The organism is Janthinobacterium violaceinigrum (assembly GCF_009208555.1).
GTDB classification, from domain to species: Bacteria; Pseudomonadota; Gammaproteobacteria; order Burkholderiales; family Burkholderiaceae_D; genus Janthinobacterium; species Janthinobacterium violaceinigrum.
This window is the reverse complement of the sequence record NZ_WFLI01000056.1, coordinates 1-17328: the sequence shown is the minus strand read 5'-3', so window position 1 is coordinate 17328 and position 17328 is coordinate 1. Positions and strand designations below refer to the sequence as shown.

General features: G+C 64.7%; 18 protein-coding genes. 8 read left to right on the top strand and 10 right to left on the bottom strand.

Annotation, left to right across the window (positions count from 1 at the left end; genetic code table 11):
- Position 1: 1 nt before the first annotated feature.
- Both GCN75_RS27160 and GCN75_RS27155 read right to left on the bottom strand, forming a co-directional pair.
- A complete protein-coding gene (locus GCN75_RS27160) occupies positions 2-1141 on the bottom strand; it encodes a PilT/PilU family type 4a pilus ATPase (protein WP_319633311.1) in 1140 nt (379 codons plus the stop codon).
- A gap of 4 nt (positions 1142-1145) precedes the next feature.
- Positions 1146-2189, bottom strand: a complete 1044-nt coding sequence (locus GCN75_RS27155) for a type IV pilus twitching motility protein PilT (RefSeq protein ID WP_035824693.1) — start codon at positions 2187-2189, stop codon at positions 1146-1148.
- A gap of 70 nt (positions 2190-2259) precedes the next feature.
- Between GCN75_RS27155 and GCN75_RS27150 the strand changes: the two genes are divergently transcribed.
- Positions 2260-2961 carry a YggS family pyridoxal phosphate-dependent enzyme gene (locus GCN75_RS27150; protein WP_152285122.1) on the top strand — a complete coding sequence of 234 codons (702 nt, stop codon included), beginning with the start codon at positions 2260-2262 and terminating at the stop codon, positions 2959-2961.
- A 22-nt stretch (positions 2962-2983) separates the two neighbouring features.
- Complete coding sequence (proC, locus tag GCN75_RS27145; RefSeq protein ID WP_152285121.1) at positions 2984-3814, top strand: pyrroline-5-carboxylate reductase; 831 nt, start codon at positions 2984-2986, stop codon at positions 3812-3814.
- Positions 3815-3821: 7 nt separating this feature from the next.
- On the opposite strand, the gene GCN75_RS27140 is transcribed toward proC, so the two are convergent.
- The 8 genes from GCN75_RS27140 to GCN75_RS27105 all read right to left on the bottom strand — a co-directional run bounded on the left by GCN75_RS27140 (position 3822) and on the right by GCN75_RS27105 (position 8944).
- On the bottom strand, positions 3822-4541 hold the full coding sequence (locus GCN75_RS27140; protein WP_152285120.1) for an anti-sigma factor: 720 nt from the start codon (positions 4539-4541) through the stop codon (positions 3822-3824).
- On the bottom strand, positions 4538-5095 hold the full coding sequence (locus tag GCN75_RS27135; RefSeq protein ID WP_152285119.1) for a sigma-70 family RNA polymerase sigma factor: 558 nt from the start codon (positions 5093-5095) through the stop codon (positions 4538-4540). The genes GCN75_RS27140 and GCN75_RS27135 overlap by 4 nt, the downstream gene beginning before the upstream one ends.
- A 92-nt stretch (positions 5096-5187) precedes the next feature.
- On the bottom strand, positions 5188-5745 hold the full coding sequence (locus GCN75_RS27130; RefSeq protein ID WP_152285118.1) for a DUF3455 domain-containing protein: 558 nt from the start codon (positions 5743-5745) through the stop codon (positions 5188-5190).
- A gap of 90 nt (positions 5746-5835) precedes the next feature.
- Positions 5836-6183: a hypothetical protein gene (locus tag GCN75_RS27125; RefSeq protein WP_152285117.1), complete on the bottom strand. Its 348-nt coding sequence runs from the start codon at positions 6181-6183 to the stop codon at positions 5836-5838.
- Entirely contained in the window at positions 6180-6566 is a 387-nt protein-coding gene (locus tag GCN75_RS27120) for a phage holin family protein (protein ID WP_152285116.1), read from the bottom strand. The genes GCN75_RS27125 and GCN75_RS27120 overlap by 4 nt, the downstream gene beginning before the upstream one ends.
- 45 nt (positions 6567-6611) lie before the next feature.
- Entirely contained in the window at positions 6612-6965 is a 354-nt protein-coding gene (locus GCN75_RS27115; RefSeq protein WP_152256243.1) for a DUF883 family protein, read from the bottom strand.
- Positions 6966-7073: 108 nt separating this feature from the next.
- Positions 7074-7928 (bottom strand): 4-hydroxybenzoate octaprenyltransferase, encoded by an 855-nt coding sequence (gene ubiA / locus GCN75_RS27110; protein WP_152285115.1) that lies wholly within the window; start codon positions 7926-7928, stop codon positions 7074-7076.
- Between the two features lie 77 nt (positions 7929-8005).
- On the bottom strand, positions 8006-8944 hold the full coding sequence (locus GCN75_RS27105) for a hydrogen peroxide-inducible genes activator (RefSeq protein WP_152256245.1): 939 nt from the start codon (positions 8942-8944) through the stop codon (positions 8006-8008).
- 134 nt (positions 8945-9078) lie between these two features.
- Here GCN75_RS27105 and GCN75_RS27100 point away from each other — a divergent pair, with 134 nt between their 5' ends.
- From GCN75_RS27100 to GCN75_RS27070, 6 genes are all read left to right on the top strand, one after another.
- Positions 9079-9333 carry a DUF3717 domain-containing protein gene (locus GCN75_RS27100; protein ID WP_152285114.1) on the top strand — a complete coding sequence of 85 codons (255 nt, stop codon included), beginning with the start codon at positions 9079-9081 and terminating at the stop codon, positions 9331-9333.
- Between the two features lie 40 nt (positions 9334-9373).
- Positions 9374-9850 carry a D-glycero-beta-D-manno-heptose 1-phosphate adenylyltransferase gene (gene rfaE2 / locus GCN75_RS27095; RefSeq protein WP_152285113.1) on the top strand — a complete coding sequence of 159 codons (477 nt, stop codon included), beginning with the start codon at positions 9374-9376 and terminating at the stop codon, positions 9848-9850.
- A 160-nt stretch (positions 9851-10010) separates the two neighbouring features.
- Positions 10011-11477 (top strand): hypothetical protein, encoded by a 1467-nt coding sequence (locus GCN75_RS27085; RefSeq protein ID WP_193317677.1) that lies wholly within the window; start codon positions 10011-10013, stop codon positions 11475-11477.
- Complete coding sequence (locus GCN75_RS27080; RefSeq protein WP_152285110.1) at positions 11474-12943, top strand: hypothetical protein; 1470 nt, start codon at positions 11474-11476, stop codon at positions 12941-12943. The genes GCN75_RS27085 and GCN75_RS27080 overlap by 4 nt, the downstream gene beginning before the upstream one ends.
- 44 nt (positions 12944-12987) lie before the next feature.
- Positions 12988-13437, top strand: coding sequence for a hypothetical protein (locus tag GCN75_RS27075; RefSeq protein WP_152285109.1), 450 nt, complete (start codon positions 12988-12990; stop codon positions 13435-13437).
- 36 nt (positions 13438-13473) lie between these two features.
- Positions 13474-17145, top strand: coding sequence for a tubulin-like doman-containing protein (locus tag GCN75_RS27070; RefSeq protein ID WP_152285108.1), 3672 nt, complete (start codon positions 13474-13476; stop codon positions 17143-17145).
- The last annotated feature ends 183 nt before the right edge of the window (positions 17146-17328 follow it).

The window sequence follows — 17328 nt, the reverse complement described above, 5'->3', positions numbered from 1 at the left end:
GTCAGAGCAGTCCCAGTTTGGTGGCGCCCGCTTGCGGGGCCGGTTCCGGCGCCGTTGCGCCTTTGAGTTTGATCGCCAGGCGCAGGTCGTTGACGGAGTCCGCATTGCGCAGCGCGTCTTCATAGCTGACGGCGCCCGCCTCGTGCAGGTCGAACAGGGCCTGGTCGAAGGTTTGCATGCCCAGTTCGCGCGATTTTTTCATTAATTCCTTGATCTCGTGCACCTGGCCCTTGAAGATCAGCTCGCTCATCAGCGGCGAATTGAGCAGGATTTCCAGCGCCGCCTGGCGTCCGCCGCCGTCCTTGTTGGGGATCAATCGCTGCGAAATCATGCCTTTCAGATTGAGCGACAGGTCCATCAGCAGCTGCTGGCGCCGCTCCTCGGGGAAGAAATTGATGATGCGGTCCAGCGCCTGGTTGGCATTGTTCGCGTGCAGGGTGGCCAGGCACAGGTGGCCCGTCTCGGCAAACGCGATGGCGTGGTCCATCGTGTCGCGGTCGCGGATTTCGCCGATCTGGATCACGTCGGGCGCCTGACGCAAGGTGTTTTTCAGGGCCGTGGCCCAGTCGTCCGTATCGACGCCCACTTCGCGCTGGGTGACGATGCAGTTGCCGTGCGGATGGATGAATTCCACGGGGTCTTCGATGGTGATGATGTGGCCATGGCTGTGCGCGTTGCGGTGGCCCACCATGGCGGCCAGGGTGGTCGACTTGCCGCAGCCCGTGGCGCCCACCATGATGACGAGGCCCCGCTTGCTCATCACCACGTCTTGCAGGATGGCGGGTAAACCCAGCCCCTCCAGGGTGGGAATGGCGGTATTGATCAACCGCAAGACCATGCCTGCCTGGCCCATCTGCACGAAGGCGGACACGCGGAAGCGTCCCAGCCCGTCCGGGCTGATGGCGAAGTTGGCTTCGCGGCTGGCCTCGAATTCGGCCGCCTGGCGAGCATTCATGACGGCGCGCACGTAGCCGGCTGCCTGCTGCGGGGGCAGCGGGCCGCCCGCCAGCGGCGTCAGCTTGCCGTCCAGCTTGATGGCGGGTGGAAAGCCGGCCGTGATGAACAGGTCGGAGCCGCCCCGGTCGCGCATCTGCGCCAGCAGCGCGTGCATGGCGCCATAGTGTTCGTGCGTCGTCTGCATGCGCTTATCCGGGGAAGTTTTCAGGGGCCTTGGCGGCCGAGCGGGCCGTCTCCGCCGAGATCGTGCCGCGCCGCACGAGGTCGGAGAGGCACTGGTCCAGGGTCTGCATGCCCACGTTGCTGCCCGTCTGGATGGCCGAATACATCTGCGCCACTTTCGCTTCACGGATCAGGTTGCGCACGGCCGGCGTGGCCAGCATGATTTCATGCGCGGCCACGCGGCCCGCGCCATCCTTGGTCTTGAGCAAATTCTGCGAAATGACGGCTTGCAAGGATTCGGACAGCATGGCGCGCACCATTTCCTTTTCCTCGGCGGGGAAGACGTCGATGATGCGGTCGATCGATTTCGCCGCCGACGAGGTATGCAGGGTGCCGAACACCAGGTGGCCCGTCTCGGCCGCCGTCAGGGCCAGGCGGATGGTTTCCAGGTCGCGCAATTCGCCCACCAAGATGACGTCCGGGTCTTCGCGCAGCGCCGAGCGCAGCGCATTGCTGAACGAATGCGTGTGCGAGCCCACCTCGCGCTGGTTGATCAGGCATTTCTTCGGTTCATGCACGAATTCGATCGGGTCTTCGATGGTCAGGATGTGGTGGTTCAGGCGCTCGTTGACGTGGTTCACCATGGCCGCCAGGGTGGTCGACTTGCCGGAACCCGTCGGGCCCGTCACCAGCACGAGGCCCCGCGGGCGCATGGCCAGTTCGCCGAAGATACGGGGGGCGTTCAATTCTTCCAGGGTCAGCACTTTCGACGGAATCGTGCGCAGCACGGCCGAGGCACCGCGTTCCTGGTTGTAGGCATTCACGCGGAAGCGGGCCAGGCCGGGAATCTCAAACGAGAAATCGCATTCCAGCGCTTCTTCATACGCCTTGCGCTGGCTGTCGTTCATGATGTCGTAGATCATGCTGTGCACTTCCTTGTGCTCGAGCGGGGCCACGTTCAGGCGGCGCACGTCGCCGTTGACCCGTATCATCGGCGGCAGGCCGGAAGACAGGTGCAGGTCGGAAGCCTTGTTGCTGACGGAGAAAGCGAGTAGTTCGGAGATGTCCATTTATAATCCCTGTGCCTGCATTGATGGGCTGGCGCACCGTGCCGCCGCCCCTATACACTAGAAAATGATTATGTCCACAATCGAACAGAACTTGCAAGCCGTGCGCGACAGTATTGCGCAGGCCGCCTCGGACGCGCAGCGCGCGCCGGCCGACGTGACCCTGCTGGCCGTCTCGAAGACCTTTGGCGCGGACGCCGTGCTGGCGGCCGCGCGCGCGGGCCAGGCGGCGTTTGGCGAAAATTATCTGCAGGAAGCGCTCGACAAGATGGCCGCCGTCAAGCTGGCCTTGCCGCAAGGCGGCCTGGCATGGCATTTCATCGGCCCCATCCAGAGCAACAAGACGCGCCCCATCGCCGAGCATTTCGACTGGGTACACACGGTGGAGCGGGAAAAGATCGCCACCCGCCTGTCCGAGCAGCGCCCGGCCGGCTTGCCGGACTTGAATATCTGCCTGCAAGTGAACATCAGCGGCGAAGCGAGCAAGAGCGGCATTGCTCCGGCCGAGCTGCCAGCGCTGGCGCATGCCGTGGCGCAATTGCCCCGTTTGCGCTTGCGTGGCCTGATGGCGATCCCCGAACCGGAAACGGATGTCAACCTCCAGCGCCGTGCGTTTGCGCAATTGCGCGCGCTGTACGAACAATTGAAAGCCGACGGCCTGGCGCTCGATACCCTGTCGATGGGCATGTCGGCCGACTTGCGTGCCGCCGTGCTCGAGGGTGCCACCATCGTGCGCGTGGGCAGCGCCATCTTCGGTTCCCGCCATTACTCTTAACTGATAGATAGAAAGCATCACCATGACGACAGAATTGAATATCGCCTTTGTAGGCGGCGGCAATATGGCGGCGGCCCTGATCGCCGGCCTGGCGGGCAAGCTGACCCTGGGCGGCAACATCCACGTGATCGACCCGCATGCGCCCGCGCTGGAAAAACTGCAGGCGCAGTTCGGCGTCACGACGGCCACTGCCGCCAGCGACGCGCTGCGCGCCGCGGACGTGATCGTGCTGGCCGTGAAACCGCAAAGCATGCGCGAGGTGGCGGCGCAATTGCTGCCTTTCCTCGACGGGGAGCGGGCGCCATTGATCCTGTCGATCGCGGCCGGCATCCGCGCGGCCGACCTGTCGCGCTGGCTCGGCGATTATTCAGCCATCGTGCGCTGCATGCCGAACACGCCGGCCCTGATCGGCATGGGCATCACGGGCATGGTGGCCAGCAGCGGCGTCAGCGGGGAACAACAGAAAACGGCGGACGCCATCCTGCGCGCCGTCGGCCAGACCGTCTGGCTCGACGATGAAGCCAAGATCGATCCTGTCACGGCCGTGTCCGGCAGCGGTCCCGCCTATGTGTTTTACTTTATCGAAGCCATGCAGCAGGCGGCGGCCGAGCTGGGCCTCACGCCCGAGCAGGGCACGCAGCTGGCGATCGCCACGTTTACGGGCGCGGCGCAGCTGGCGGCGAACTCGAGCGAACCGGTGTCCTTGCTGCGCGAGCGGGTCACCTCGAAGGGCGGCACGACGTATGCGGCATTGACCAGCATGGAAGAGAGCGGCGTGAAGGCGGCCATCGTCAAGGGCATCAAGGCGGCCGCGCAGCGGGGGCGCGAAATGGGAGACGAGCTGGGCAAGTAAGTTCGGTCTACATCACCTTGACGGCGCGGCCAATGTAGAGCACGGGCCCCGTCGGCCGGCCCGTGGGCGAACCCGTTGCCGGCTCCAAGGTGATTTCAAACAGCTGTTCCGGCTGCAAGGGCGGCAGCTTGTCCAGTGTCAGTTTGAGGCTCTGGCCCGGCTTGACCAGGCCCAGCGAGACGGGCGCGCCCCAGTCCTTGCCCTTGGTCCAGAATTGCAGGGCTTTTTGCTGCGGCACGGCGGTCGGACCCAGCGGGATCAGGCTCAGGTCGCGGTTCTTGCCGCCCCGTCCGCCCGCCTGCACGATCCAGCCCGGCGATTTGTCTTGCGGCGCCACCAGCACTACCAGGTAGCCGGGTCCGCTCGGTGCTTGCAATTGCACGCTGACGAACACGGCCAGCGCGGCCGTGGCCGCCAAGCCGCTGCCCGCCAGTATTCTCCAGAACGCGAGGCTGTTCCACCACGCCTGCCAGCCGCCCGCCTGCCGCACGGCCGACGGCGTGAACAAGCTGGCGCTGATGCGCGGCCACAATTGCGCGGACGGCGTTTCGGGCGGCGCCAGCGTGGTCAAGGGCAGCAAACGCTGTTCCCAGGCAGTCACGGCGTCGCGCAAGGCGGCGTCGCGCGGCAAGCGCTGTTCCACTTCCGTGCGTTCGGCCAGTTCCAGGGTGCCCAGCACGTATTCGCTGGCCAGCCGCTGCAGTTCGTCTTCGTCGCGGCTGCTCATCCCATGCACTCCCGCAAGGCGGCCAGGCCCCGCTTGACCCAGGCTTTCACGGTGCCCAGCGGCGCTTGCAGGCGCTGCGCGATTTCGCTGTGGGAACAGCCGTCGACGTAGGCGTACAGGATGCTGTTGCGCTTGGCGTCGTCCAGGTGGCCGAGGCAATCGTGCAGCTTGCCCAGGTTCGCCTGGTCGGCATAGGCCTCGCCCGTATCGTGGCTTTGGCGTTCGTGCAGCAGGGTTTCCACGGTATCCTCGTCGGCCGATACTTCATGGGCGCGGGCGCGCGCCACGTTCAGCGCCTGGTGCCGCACCACCACATAGATCCAGCCCTTGCCGCTGCCGCGCGTGGCGTCGAAACTGCCGGCGCGGCGCCAGATATTCAGGAAGGCGTCGTGCAGCACGTCTTCGGCCAGCGCCCGCTGGCGCACGATGCGCAGGGCCACGCCCAGCAGATAGCGGCTTTCCTGCTGGTACAGGCCGTGCAATGCCTGCTGCTCGCCCCGGGCGCAGGCGCGCAGGGCGGCATCGTAATCGTAGGTGGCGGCTTGGGCTGGCAAGGTTGGCGCAATCGTCAAGAGTGAACGGTTAGCAAGTTTTCAAGACCGAGTATAGGCCAGAAACCCGCTTGCCAACCGTCGCTTTCACTGATTTAGGCGGCCTTCCAGAAAATGTAGTCGGCCTGGTAGGGCACCCATTGTTTCGCGCCGATGCTTTCCATGCCGCAGGGGCTGCTGGGCGCCACGCCGCCGCGGGTGGCCACGCGCTGGATGTAGCTGACGCCCTGCATGGCGCCGCTGCCCGTGGCGGGATTGGCTTTCACCAACTGGTAGGGGATATTGCCCGCGCCGGCAGGCGCCACGGCCACTTGCGTCGCCGTCACTTTCGAGCCGTCCAGATTGGCCCAGGTGGCAGGCGGTCCCACATACGTGCCCACTTGCATGCCGTTGCGGTCGTTCAAGGCCGCATCCGGGCCCACGAAGACCCATTCATGGCCCGTCATGTCTTTTTTTGCCTTGCATTCGTAGGCGATCTTGCCCACGCCCACGGTTTGCATGGCCACCTGGTGGCCATCGGGTACTTTGACGGCGCCCGGCAATTGTTCCTGCGAATAGCGCGCGCCCATGGGGGCGCAGGCGCTCAGCAGCAGGGCGGCGCCCAGCAAAGTCAGGGCGGGAACGGCGTGGCGTGGGGCGGTGATGGCAAGCATGGCGAACTCCTGGTAGTTGGCTCAGCCGGCTGGCTGATACTGGTACTACCCGGCAGCGCGCCATTTGGATGCAGCGGCGGCAAATTATTTTTACGGCGGCGTTTCCTGCTTGCTGAAGCGCCTGGCCAGCGCCAGCGCGATGGGCATGGCGGTGGTGGCGTGCTTGAGCAGCGCGCCGCTGGCCCGCAGCAGGGGCAGGACGCGGCGCGGGCGCACCAGCGCCAGGCCCAGCACGGCGCCGCCCAGCATCAGGGGAATTCTGAAACGCGTGGCCAGGGTGTGGCGCAGATTGCCGCCCGTCAGCGGTTCCAGCAGTTGCCACGTCTGCACGCCCAGGGCCAGGCGCTGCAGCGCGCATTCGGCCAGCAGTGCATCGCGCCGCTGCGCCAGGCTGGCGGCCGTGTGGACGCTGGATAATTTGGTGGGATGCGTGGTCATGGCCGCTCCGCTCCCCGGCGGGCCAGCAGTTGCAGCTCGTCCAGGTCTTTGTTCAGTTCGGAAAGTGTGAAGGACAGCAGTTTCGGCTTGCTGCGGAAACTGGCGCGCACGCCCAGCAGGGTGGCGAGGGCGGCAGCGATGAAGACGGCGGCCGTGACGGCGATGGCGGCGATGCGGTGCGTATCCCAGAACAGCACGATGACGAGGAACACGATCAAGACCAGGCCGACGAACAGGCACAGCAGTGCCAGCATGGCCAGCGCCAGATAGGACAGGAAGCGCAGCGACTCTTCTTCCATTTCCACGGCCGCCAGGGCCAGACGGGTCTGGACGATGGCGGCGAGGGTCGCTGCGACTTGGGCGACATGGTGCACGATAGCCATATGCTGCCTTTCGCGTCAGGAGACGGCCAACGCCGTCGAGGCTGTCTAGCGGCGTGAGGAGAGCAGCAGGCCGAACAGCACGCCCACGACGGCGCCCGCGCCCACGGCTTTCCAGGGATTGTCCTGCACGTATTCGTCGGTGGCCTTGGCCGCCTTCTTGGTGCGTTCGAGCAAGTCTTCTTCCAGCTTGATCAAGTCCTTCTTGGCCGTTTCCAGGGTGGCGATGAACTTGTCCTTGACGGCTTTGACATTCTCGCCCGTCTGATCCTTGGCGCCATCGAGCCAGCCTTCCGCTTCATTGATGACGTTTTTCAGGTCGCCGACCAGTTTGTCGCGTGCCTTGTCGGCGTCGGCGAGGATGGTGTCGCTGCTGGATTTGCCGGTATGTGTCGAGCTCATGTATTACCTCATGGAAGTGAAACTGCACAGTGAAATACCAGTGTAGGCAGCTGCGGCCAGGCTAGTCTTGCGCCGCCTCAAGGGCTGCCGCGGCGCATGGAACATTGATTAACGGAAAGCAAAGTCCAGTACCATGCCTGCAAACACCGCCGCTCCTAGCCAGTTATTATGCCGGAATGCCGCAAAACACGGCATACGCTCGCGTGCGCGGATTAGGGTGTAGTGGTAAACGGCGCAGCCGGCAGCCACCAGCAAGCCCGCCACATACCAGTAGCGCAAGCCCAGGTACCAGCCGCACGCCAGCCACAGCAGCAGGAAAGCGGCATAGCACAGCATGACGATGGCCACGTCGTAGCGGCCGAAGGTGATGGCCGACGTCTTGATGCCGATCTTCAGGTCGTCGTCGCGGTCGACCATCGCGTATTCCGTATCGTAGGCCACGGCCCAGAAGACGTTGCCCAGCAACAGCAGCCAGGCGACGGCGGGCACGGCATCCGTGATGGCGGCAAAGCCCATGGGGATGCCGAAGCCGAAGGCGATGCCGAGATACGCTTGCGGAATGGCAAAAAAGCGCTTGAAGTAGGGATAGGTGCCGGCGATGATGACGGCGGCCACGGACAGCTGCTTGGTCAGCGCATTCAGGGGCAGGATCAGGCAAAAGGCCAGCACGGTCAGCACGCCGGCCACGGCCAGCGCTTCCTTGCCGCTGATGCGCCCGCTGGTGATGGGACGCTCGGCCGTGCGCTTGACGAATTTGTCGATGTCCTGGTCGGCGTAGTCGTTGATGGCGCAGCCTGCCGAGCGCATCAGGAAAGTGCCGAAGGTGAAGATCAGCAGCAGCCGCCAGTCCGGCACGCCCTGCTGCGCCAGCCACAGCGCGCACAGGGTAGGCCACAGCAGCAATACGGTACCGATAGGCTTGTCCAGCCGTATCAGGCGGAAATACAGCGCCAGCTTGTTCATGGAAGACTCGATCTTGTTGAAGAGAAAGGTCGATTATCGCAAATAGTATGTAAATGTACTATTTTGCGCCTGGGGCGCTAGTCTTCGTCGTCGCACAAGGGGGTAATGCCGGGCAAGTTGCAGCTGGCGATGGCCGCGCACAGGGCGTCGATGGCGGCCTTGCGCGTAAAACTCTTGCGCCACAGCATGACGACGCGGCGCGAGGGCACGGGGGCGGCGAACGGCCGGTACTCGAGCATGCCGTCGGTGGCGTGCATATTGGCGACGGAGGCGCGCGGCAAGACGGTCAGACCGATGCCGCTGGCCACCATGTGGCGGATGGTTTCCAGTGAGGAACCTTCAAACGTGCGCTGCATGCCGTTGCCGGGCGAGGAAAAACGCGCCATTTCGGGGCACACTTCCAGCACCTGGTCGCGGAAGCAGTGGCCATTGCCCAGCAGCAGCATGGTTTCCGATTTCAAGTCTTGCGCGGCGATTTTTTCACGCGCCGTCCACGGATGCTGGCGCGGCATGGCCACGACGAACGGTTCGTCATACAGTTCCTGGATGGCCATGCCGTGTTCGGGCAGGGGCAGGGCCATGATGGCCACGTCCAGTTCGCCCTGGCGCAGCAATTCGAGCAGGCGAACCGTGAAGTTTTCCTGCAAGATCAAGGGCATCTGCGGCACCTGGTCTATCATGGCCTTGACCAGGGGCGGCAGCAGGTAGGGGCCGATCGTGTAGATCACGCCCAGGCGCAGGGGGCCGGCCAGCGGGTCCTTGTTTTGCTTGGCGAGTTCCTTGATGGCGGCCGTCTGTTCCAGCACGCGCTCGGCTTGCGCAATGATTTGCGCGCCCAGGGGCGTGACGGAGATTTCCGCGCCGCCCCGTTCGAACAGGACCACGCCCAATTCGTCTTCGAGTTTCTTGATGGCCACTGACAGGGTGGGCTGGGCAACGAAGCAGGCTTCGGCGGCATGGCCGAAGTGTTTCGCTCGCGCGACTGCAACGATGTATTTCAGTTCAGTCAGTGTCATAAGGTGATTGAAACACACGAAGTGCTTACTTGCAATGAATGAAAGGTGGCGCAAACGTGAAACTGTGGCGCCGATGGCGTATTGTAGCGGATCGCCCCCTATAATGCGGGACCAGGCAGCGGAGGGAGATGGCGATGGAACTGCACATGCAGGCGCTGGAAGCGGCAATCAATTACTGGCGTGCCAGGCAACCGGCGCGCGGCAATGAATATGCGCTGTCGCCGCCCGTCAGCCGCCTGGCCGGCGTGTACGCGCTGATGATTTACTACCGGCAAGATCGCATCGCCGAAGCGCGCCTGGATCCGGCCATCCTGGCCCTGATCGATGCCTGGCGCCGGGATGCCGGTGGCATCCAAGGCGATAGCCACGCGTCATCGGCCGCGCCATGACGGCCGTCTTATTAATCTACAACCCCGACAAGAGAATCCCATGCCTGACTTTGAAAACAAACTATGCAGCCGCGATGACTTGCGCGCCCGCGCCGCGGCACTGCCGAAACCGGTGGTGGTGACGAATGGCGTGTTCGACATCCTGCACCGCGGCCACGTGACGTACCTGGCGCAGGCGCGCGCGCTGGGCGCCTCGCTGGTGGTGGCCGTGAATACCGATGCCTCGGTGAAACGCCTGGGCAAGGGCGACGACCGCCCCCTGAACAATTGCGAAGACCGCATGGCCGTGCTGGCCGCGCTGGAAGCGGTGAGCCTCGTGGTGCCGTTTTCGGAAGACAGCGCGCTGGAAGTGGTGCAGGAAGTCCGGCCGGAAATCTATGCCAAGGGCGGGGACTACGACATGGCGGCCATTCCCGAAGGCAAGGCCGTGCTGGCGTACGGCGGCCAGGCCGTGGCCATCGATTTCGAGCATGACCGCTCGACCACCAAGCTGTTGACGAAAGTGCGGGCGCAGTAGCGGCAAGCTGCGTCAATGTTTCCATACAGATAAAAAGACGTTACTATGAGAACTGCCAGGGCTGCGACTTCGTTTCGTCAGCCCCAGCGCGTTATACCGTCTGATATGCATTGCTTGTCATAGAAAATAAATGGATCTTAAAACTTCTGGGGATTGGGCAGTGCCCTCCGGCGTCTGGTACGTGGATGACGATGGCGCGTGGACCATGCAGCGCAGCGCGGAGGGCCAGAACGTCTCGCCCTTGCTGAGTCATGCCGATATCGGCAAGCTGATGCATGCGCGGCGCCTGCCCGCGGCGGCCGGTGCGCCCGTGCGCCAGTTTCCGCCCGAATTTGCGTTCGACCCCGCCACGGGAGCGGCCTTGCAAGTGCCGCCTGACACGGCCGCCACGCCGCCCTGGGTGCCGCCCTACGGCGCGCAGCCCGTCAGCGACGTGCCGCCGGCCGGCGCGGCCGGCTTGCGCCAGGCCAGCGTACCGCTGAAACTGGCCGACCAGCGCGCGCGCGAAGAGCATGCGCAGGCCGATGCCTCGCTGCCCATGCCGCCGCCCGGCGAATACGAATTCTTTTCCGCCCAATTCGGCACCAGCGCCGCCGCGCTGCTGGCGCTTGACCCGCGCAAGGCCGTCTTGCACGCCTGGCTGCCCGCCTCGAAACGCTGGCTGGCGCTGGACCCCGAATATGGGGGCTTGTTGGCCGAATCGGACCTGGCTCACGGCGCCTGGCGCGCCGAGCTGGTGCCGGAGTTCAATAGCGTGCTGGTCTTGCCGACCAGCCATGGCCTGGCTTGCATCCGTCCCGACGTGCCTTCGCTGAGCTACGTGGTCGAGCATGTGGGCGGCGCGCCGTGTGCGGCCGCGCCCGTCTGGTTCCAGAACCGCCTGTGGGCGCCCCTGCGCGACGACGATGGCCGCATCCGCTTCGTCAACCTCGATGCGGCGCAAAAGCCGGGCAGCGACGTGCTGCTCGACGGCGCCGTCGAGCTGGGCCGCGTTGGCGCTCCCGTGGCCTACAACCGCATGGCCGTGTGGCCTTGCGCCAACGGGCAGCTGCGCCTGCAGCTGCAGCCCGATGGCAATGTGGCCGCCTCGTTTACGCCCTGGCCCGAAGGGCTGGTGCCGCACTTCGAATTCGGCAGTCCCTATCTGTCGCGCGACGGCGGCCTGTGGCAGCTGTGCTTTGAAAGCCGCCGCGGCACCTATGTGTACGTGAAGCTGGGCGTGCAGGCCGAGAAGGCCGACGCGCTGGCGCCGCGCCTGTGTTCTGGCAGTTTCAATTACCGTTTCGCCACCAAGCTGAAAACGGCGCCGTGGGAAGAACCGGAACACGGCGACGATGGCGGCAAGAACCAGGCCGTCATGCCGCTGCTCGAATCGGGTGCCGAGTCCGGTGTAAGCAGCAGCGTCTTCGGCGTGAAATTTGCCACCAGCGCCGGCCTGTCGAGCGTGCTGCGCTCGAACGAGCGCCTGGCGGCGCAGCTGGTGCAGGACGATGAATTGCGCGAAACGGTGTTCCACACGTTTGCCGTCAGCGAACCGTGGCGGCTGCGCCTGTTTGTCCATGAAGGCATGCTGTGGGCCTACCACCCGCTGCTGTCGCGCATCGATGGCTGGGCCTTGCAGGCATGAAGGCGCGCGTACTGATCGCGGCCTGCGCCGCTTTTCTCGCCACGGCAGCCGCGCAGGCAGAGGGCATCCAGCAAGCGTTTCTCGTGCAAAACTCGGGCTGGATGGAGCCGTTTTACACGGATGAGCATTCGCAGCTGAAGGCGCTGGTGGGCGCTGTGGCGCAGGCCGCCACCAACCCGTCCGATAAAGTCTACACCCTGGCCTTCAGCCAGAGCAGCGGTGCGCACGTGTCGCCGTCGCTGCTGGGCCAAGGCCAGGGCGGCGCCGGCGTGGCGGGCCAGCTGGCCAGCCTGGGCCTGGCGCGCAAGAGCGCCGGCGGTGCGCTGGCCGACACGGATTTCCAGGAAGCCGTCACCAAGACCATCACGGGGCCGTTCCAGTCCGCGTCCGGCATCGTGTGGATTTTTACCAATAACAAGAACAGCCCGAACAACGACAGCCAGACGGCCGAGCGCAACCGCGACTTTTATCGCTTGCTGCACCTGGAGCCGTCGATTGCCAAGACGGTGGTGTTTCCGTTGCGCATGCCCGTGCAGGGCAAGCTGTACAGCGCCAAGGGCTTGATGGTGTATGCGCTCGCGTATGGCCAGCCGGCGTCCGAGGCTTTGACCCGCATCCTGGCCGAAGGGCGGCTGTCGCAAGTGCTGACGCGTCCGCCCGCGCGCCTGAAACCCGTGGACCAGGATGCCGTGCGCATCGTGCCCCAGTCCGTCAAGAACAGCGCCAACGTGCACGCCAGCCTGGGCCGCGACGGCCGCACCATCGTGCTCGACGTCGATGCGGCAAAGCTGGTGCCGCAAGTGGTGCTGCAGGCATCCCTGCAAAATATGTTTTTCCCGTACGTGATCGACAGCGCCAGAGTGCACGCCAGCCTGGCGGGCCAGAACGCGCCCCTGCACGTTGCGCCGGATCAAATCCGCCACCTGCAGCCGGGCGCCAGCCAGTCCGTGCAGGTGCAGTTTTCCCTGCCGATGGCGCAGATACCGTCGCCGTGGTCGGCGCAGGCGATTGCCGCCATGGGCAAGCAGGTGATGCTGCCCATGCAGGCGCAGGTGGGCCTGTCGGAGCAGCGGCTGGCGCTGGCGTCCAGCTTTGGCAAGGACTTGCAGGAACTGTTCCCTGGCGACCCCATCTCGGAGATGTTCACGCCGCCCGACAGCGTGCGCGCCTCGCAGGCAACGATACCGCTGCTGGTGCGCATCCAGTATCCGCTGCTGCCCGTGCTGGCGATGCTGGGCGGCATCCTGGCGGTCGTGCTGGGCTTGCTGGCGCTGGGTCTGGTCAGCACGCGCGCCACGCGCTACAAGGTGATGGCCGACGGCGTGCAGCGGCAAGTGTTATTAAAACCGTTCAAGAGCGTGCAGATCCGCGACGATGACGGCCGCGACATTGGCGAACTGAAGCGTGGCCTGGGCCAGCCGCAAGTCGTGCGCGTGGCCGAGGGCCATACGCTGAGCCTGGCCTGAGCAATATTTCTTTTTAAACTATTCAAACCCATTAGAGGCATACCATGGCGCAAGACACTCCAAAAGACAACGCAGGTTTCACTTTGCCGGCCCCGGTAACGGCGCCGGCGTCGGCACCGCCCGCCGCGGACGCTTCCGCCGCGGCCAGTGCCACCACCGCAACGACCGAAGCTGCGCCCGCGTTTGACGCTGCGGGCACGACCGATACGTCGTCGCGCGACACCCTGGTGGGCGGCGTCGTGCTGTTGCTGCTGTTCATCGCCTTTTTCTTTGCCAAGAATGCCTATGCGAATGGCCTGGTGGCCAAGCGCGTGCCGCCGAACAAGGCCAATGCCTCGGGCTGGTGGCTGTTCATCTTCCTGGCCAGCCTGGCCACGGGCGTGGTGCTGGCTGCCGTGAACGCGCATAAATTCCTCGCGCCACTGTTCATGGGACCGCTGGTGCTGGTGGGCCTCGTTGCCCTGTTGCTCACATTTACCTCGAGCCGCCGCTAAGAACACGCCGTTGCACGCATCATCGAAGGAACCACCATGGCAGAGAACCTGAACCAAACCATCACCGGCGGCGCCAGCGAGCGCAAGCAGGACAAGATCATCGAACTGCGCCCGACCCTGTTCATCGGCATCGGCGGCACGGGCATGCAGGTGCTGATGCGCGTGCGCCGGCGCATCCTCAACACCCTGTGGGGCGGCGCGGGCAACCGCACGCGCATCGAGGGGCTGAGCGACTTTCCCATCGCGCAATTCATCCATTTCGACCTGGACAATGGCGCCGTGATCGAAAGCGGCGAGTCGCAGGCGAAGGACTTGCAGTTCGACCAGGTGAAGTTCACGGATGACGACAAGGTGGTCGAATCGTTCGACATGGACAAGTACAGCCGCGATGAAGATTCGCTGGAGAAATATCCGCACATCAAGGAATGGCTGCCCCTGACGCCGCAGCGCATCCGCGAGCTGCGTTTCGACATGAGTAGCGGTGCGGGCCAGATCCGCGCCGTGTCGCGCCTGTATTTCTTCGACAAATATGCAAAGATCCGCGACAAGATCCGCTTGAAACTGAAAGCCCTGAAGGCGGGCCTGTCGCACGAGCGCCAGCTGGCCGAACTGGGCTTGCGCATGGAAACGAACCGTTTCCGCATCGTTATCGTCGGTTCCGTGGCGGGCGGCACGGGGTCCGGCTCCTTCCTGGACATGGGCTTGCTGGCGCGCTGGCTGGCGCGCAGCGAAGTGGGCGCGGCCGACGTCGAGCTGATGCTGTTCTTGCCGACCGGCTACACCAAGGCCAACAAGGACCGGGTCGAGGCCAATGGCTATGCGGCGCTGATGGAGCTGGAATCGGCCATGATGGGCAACAAGGGCTATGTGGGCCGCTGGGACGCGTATGACCGTCCGGAACTATCGCGCGAGCCGTACAGCGAGGTCTACCTGATCGATTCGGGCAATCTTGCGCAGCAGCACACCAAGGATGTCAGCGACGTCTACCACATGGTGGCCGACTCGCTGTTCGAGGATTTCGCCTCGGCCGACTTTGCGCGCGCCAAGCGCTCGATCGCCGTCAACCAGGCGCAGCACAAGAATTCCCTGTACAACGCGCCCGTGCCGCAAGACCGCTTCGGCGACATGCGCCTGTATTTCTCGAAGCGCTTTTCCTCGTTCGGCATGGCCGTGCTCGATACGCGCCAGGAGGCGGCGCGCGACGAACGGGCCCACCGCTGGGCCGGCGCCATGCTGCAAGCGTTCTTCGGCGTGGGCGGCACGGATGCGGGCGCCAACCGCGCCACGGATACGCAGCGCGATAATTTCCTCGCCGCCAACATGTTCCTGAAGGGCACGCCGTTCAGCGATTTCCCCGAGTTTTCCGACAAGAGCATCGAGCTGAAGCGCTCCAGCGGCGACTTCATCGATTTCCGCGTCGTCGACGAATTGCTGGAAGACCGCCACGGCCACCTGCTGGCCGGCGTGGAAAACCGGGTCAATACGCGCATCAACGATATCCGCACGGGGTTTGACCGCAGCGAATGGCCGGCCCAGGTGCGCGATGCCATGAAGCACCTGGAACGCGACGCCGTGCGCGACCAGGATTCCACGGCCGACACGACGGAAGACCGCATCAGCAAGCGCCGCCGCGAAGTGCTCGACGACGTCAAGAAAGTCGTGCGCGACCAGCTGTACGGCTACCTGGACAACAAGGAATTCGGCGGCCTCGAATACGTGCTGTCGCTGGTGGAGCAGATCAAGGACCGCATCGAGGCGCCGGGCAGCGGCTTGACGGCGCAGATCGGCGCCAATGCCGAGCGCTACCGTGAAATCAAGGAAGCCGTGCGCTCGCGCGAATACGAGCGCCTGCTGAACAATCTCGAACAGACGCGCAGCACTTTCGGTTTCCTCAGCAATGGCGAAAAGCAGGCGGGCGTGGTGATGGACCATCTGCGCACGGAAATGGCGAATGCGCTGAAATTCCATTTGCGGGCGAAGGCGGCGGACGAGTCCGTCATCTTGCTGGGCGAACTGTCGCGCTGGCTGGGCAACCGGATCGGCGTCGATGCGCAGGGCCGCGCGCAGTGGAATGGCCTGGTGGGCGAGCTGCAATCGGGCCGCGAAGGCGTGCTGGCCATGCTGGCGGAATTGAAAACGGCCAATACCATTCTGCAAAAGGACCTGGACAAGGAACACGCGACCCTGATCGTCATTCCCGTCACGGAAAAAGACATTGCGCTGCCATCGGCAGCCACCTTGCGCCAGTGGGCCGATGAAGCATTCAAGGACATGGGCGGCTCGAAAGCGCTGTTCCCCATGCTGGGCGAACCGGCGCAGCGCGGTTTGATCCTGGCCAAGGTGACGCGCATGGCCGAGAACATGATCGCCACGGCGGGCCTGGCCGAAGGGGCGACGAGCACGCCCGATCCCTTGTTCGACGCGCTGGAACAGATGGACGTGTCCGAACGCCTGGACCGTTTCCGCAAGCTGCTGGCCTGCTCCATGCCGTGGATCGACGCGAATATGGCGGGCGATTTCACGGTCGTGTCGGACCAGTTCAAGTGCGTGATCGGCGTGGCCAACGCGGCCGCCTTCAAGGCGAAGTTCGGTGCCGAGCTCGAATCGTGCATGCCGACCCAGGTGGGCATCACGGTGAGCCAGCTGGAAATCGTCGAGACGGGCATCCGCGGCCGCGCCGTCTGCTATTGCGAACTGGCCGGCGTGCCGATGACGGTGCTGCGGGGCCTGGAAGGCTGGCGCACCAGCTACCGCAAGGAAGGCGACAACGACAAGGCGCCGACCCACACGCATATCGATCCCACGCAGTTCACGCATCCGATCGCGCCGAACACGGACGAGATGAAGCGCCTGGCGGAAGACTTCGGCGAATTCCTGCAAGCCATCATGCTGGGCGTGCTGACGCGCCACACGGGCAGGGTCGTGCCGCCGGGCCAGTACCAGTTTGCCGTCGAACCGGGCGACTTGCGCCGCATCGGCAATGAACGGGCCATCCGCCAGAACGGCATGCCCGCCTCGTACGAAAAAAATATCGCCCTGCGCATCGAAGAAAAATTGACGGCGCTTGACGCCGTGCAGACGGCGGCCATGGCAGCGCTGGCAAAATACTATGAGCGGGGCGTGTATGCGCCCAAGCTGGTGGCGCAGGCCGATGGCTCGCAGCTGCCGTATATCGGCTTTGGCAGCGCCATTTCCGCCGAGTTGGGGGCGCGCCTGCGCGAGTCGGCACGCCGCAAGGGCATGGCCAGCGATGAGCTCGACCGCACGGTGCAAGCGCTGCTGGGACGCCTGAAGGAATGGGCGAACGTCATCGGCGACTCCGACAGCGATGCCTACGACTGGGAAGTGCGCGAGCCGGAAGCGGACGGCCAGCCCCGCCTGAAATACGCGATCAAGCCGGAAATGCTGGAAGCGGGGCGTCTGGAGCAACTGCTGCGCCCGGCCGGCGCGGCGGCCCCTGCGGCTGCCCCGTTCGGCATGGCGCCGCCGCTGGTGGAATTCCAGTATTTCCTGGGGATTAACGGCCAGCAGCAAGGGCCGTTCACGGCCCAGCAGATCGTGCAGTACGTGCAGGCGGGACAAGTCGTGCCGGCCACCGCCAAGGTGTGGCGCGCGGGCTTGCCGGCCTGGGTCGACCTGGCCCAGTTCGCCGAGCTGGCGCCCCTGTTCCTCAGCGCGCCGCCACCGTTGATGCCGCCACCGTTGTGAACGCTGGAATGACGCTGGAATGAAGGAATAGTTTTGGATATCTGCATCAAATGTAAAACGGGCCTGTGGACCGCCGTCAGCCATTGCCCGTACTGCGGGCAGGCGCAGGCTGGCGCGGCCCAGCCAGCTGTCGCCGTGCCGCCGCCGCTGCCGCCCGTGCCACCGCCCGCGCCCGCGCCAGTG

Coding starts and splice junctions, on each gene's coding strand:
- GCN75_RS27160 (WP_319633311.1), bottom strand. CDS start 1,141: ATGCAGACGACGCACGAACACTATGGCGCCATGCACGCGCTGCTGGCG.
- GCN75_RS27155 (WP_035824693.1), bottom strand. CDS start 2,189: ATGGACATCTCCGAACTACTCGCTTTCTCCGTCAGCAACAAGGCTTCC.
- GCN75_RS27150 (WP_152285122.1), top strand. CDS start 2,260: ATGTCCACAATCGAACAGAACTTGCAAGCCGTGCGCGACAGTATTGCG.
- proC (WP_152285121.1), top strand. CDS start 2,984: ATGACGACAGAATTGAATATCGCCTTTGTAGGCGGCGGCAATATGGCG.
- GCN75_RS27140 (WP_152285120.1), bottom strand. CDS start 4,541: ATGAGCAGCCGCGACGAAGACGAACTGCAGCGGCTGGCCAGCGAATAC.
- GCN75_RS27130 (WP_152285118.1), bottom strand. CDS start 5,745: ATGCTTGCCATCACCGCCCCACGCCACGCCGTTCCCGCCCTGACTTTG.
- GCN75_RS27125 (WP_152285117.1), bottom strand. CDS start 6,183: ATGACCACGCATCCCACCAAATTATCCAGCGTCCACACGGCCGCCAGC.
- GCN75_RS27120 (WP_152285116.1), bottom strand. CDS start 6,566: ATGGCTATCGTGCACCATGTCGCCCAAGTCGCAGCGACCCTCGCCGCC.
- GCN75_RS27115 (WP_152256243.1), bottom strand. CDS start 6,965: ATGAGCTCGACACATACCGGCAAATCCAGCAGCGACACCATCCTCGCC.
- ubiA (WP_152285115.1), bottom strand. CDS start 7,928: ATGAACAAGCTGGCGCTGTATTTCCGCCTGATACGGCTGGACAAGCCT.
- GCN75_RS27105 (WP_152256245.1), bottom strand. CDS start 8,944: ATGACACTGACTGAACTGAAATACATCGTTGCAGTCGCGCGAGCGAAA.
- GCN75_RS27100 (WP_152285114.1), top strand. CDS start 9,079: ATGGAACTGCACATGCAGGCGCTGGAAGCGGCAATCAATTACTGGCGT.
- rfaE2 (WP_152285113.1), top strand. CDS start 9,374: ATGCCTGACTTTGAAAACAAACTATGCAGCCGCGATGACTTGCGCGCC.
- GCN75_RS27080 (WP_152285110.1), top strand. CDS start 11,474: ATGAAGGCGCGCGTACTGATCGCGGCCTGCGCCGCTTTTCTCGCCACG.
- GCN75_RS27075 (WP_152285109.1), top strand. CDS start 12,988: ATGGCGCAAGACACTCCAAAAGACAACGCAGGTTTCACTTTGCCGGCC.
- GCN75_RS27070 (WP_152285108.1), top strand. CDS start 13,474: ATGGCAGAGAACCTGAACCAAACCATCACCGGCGGCGCCAGCGAGCGC.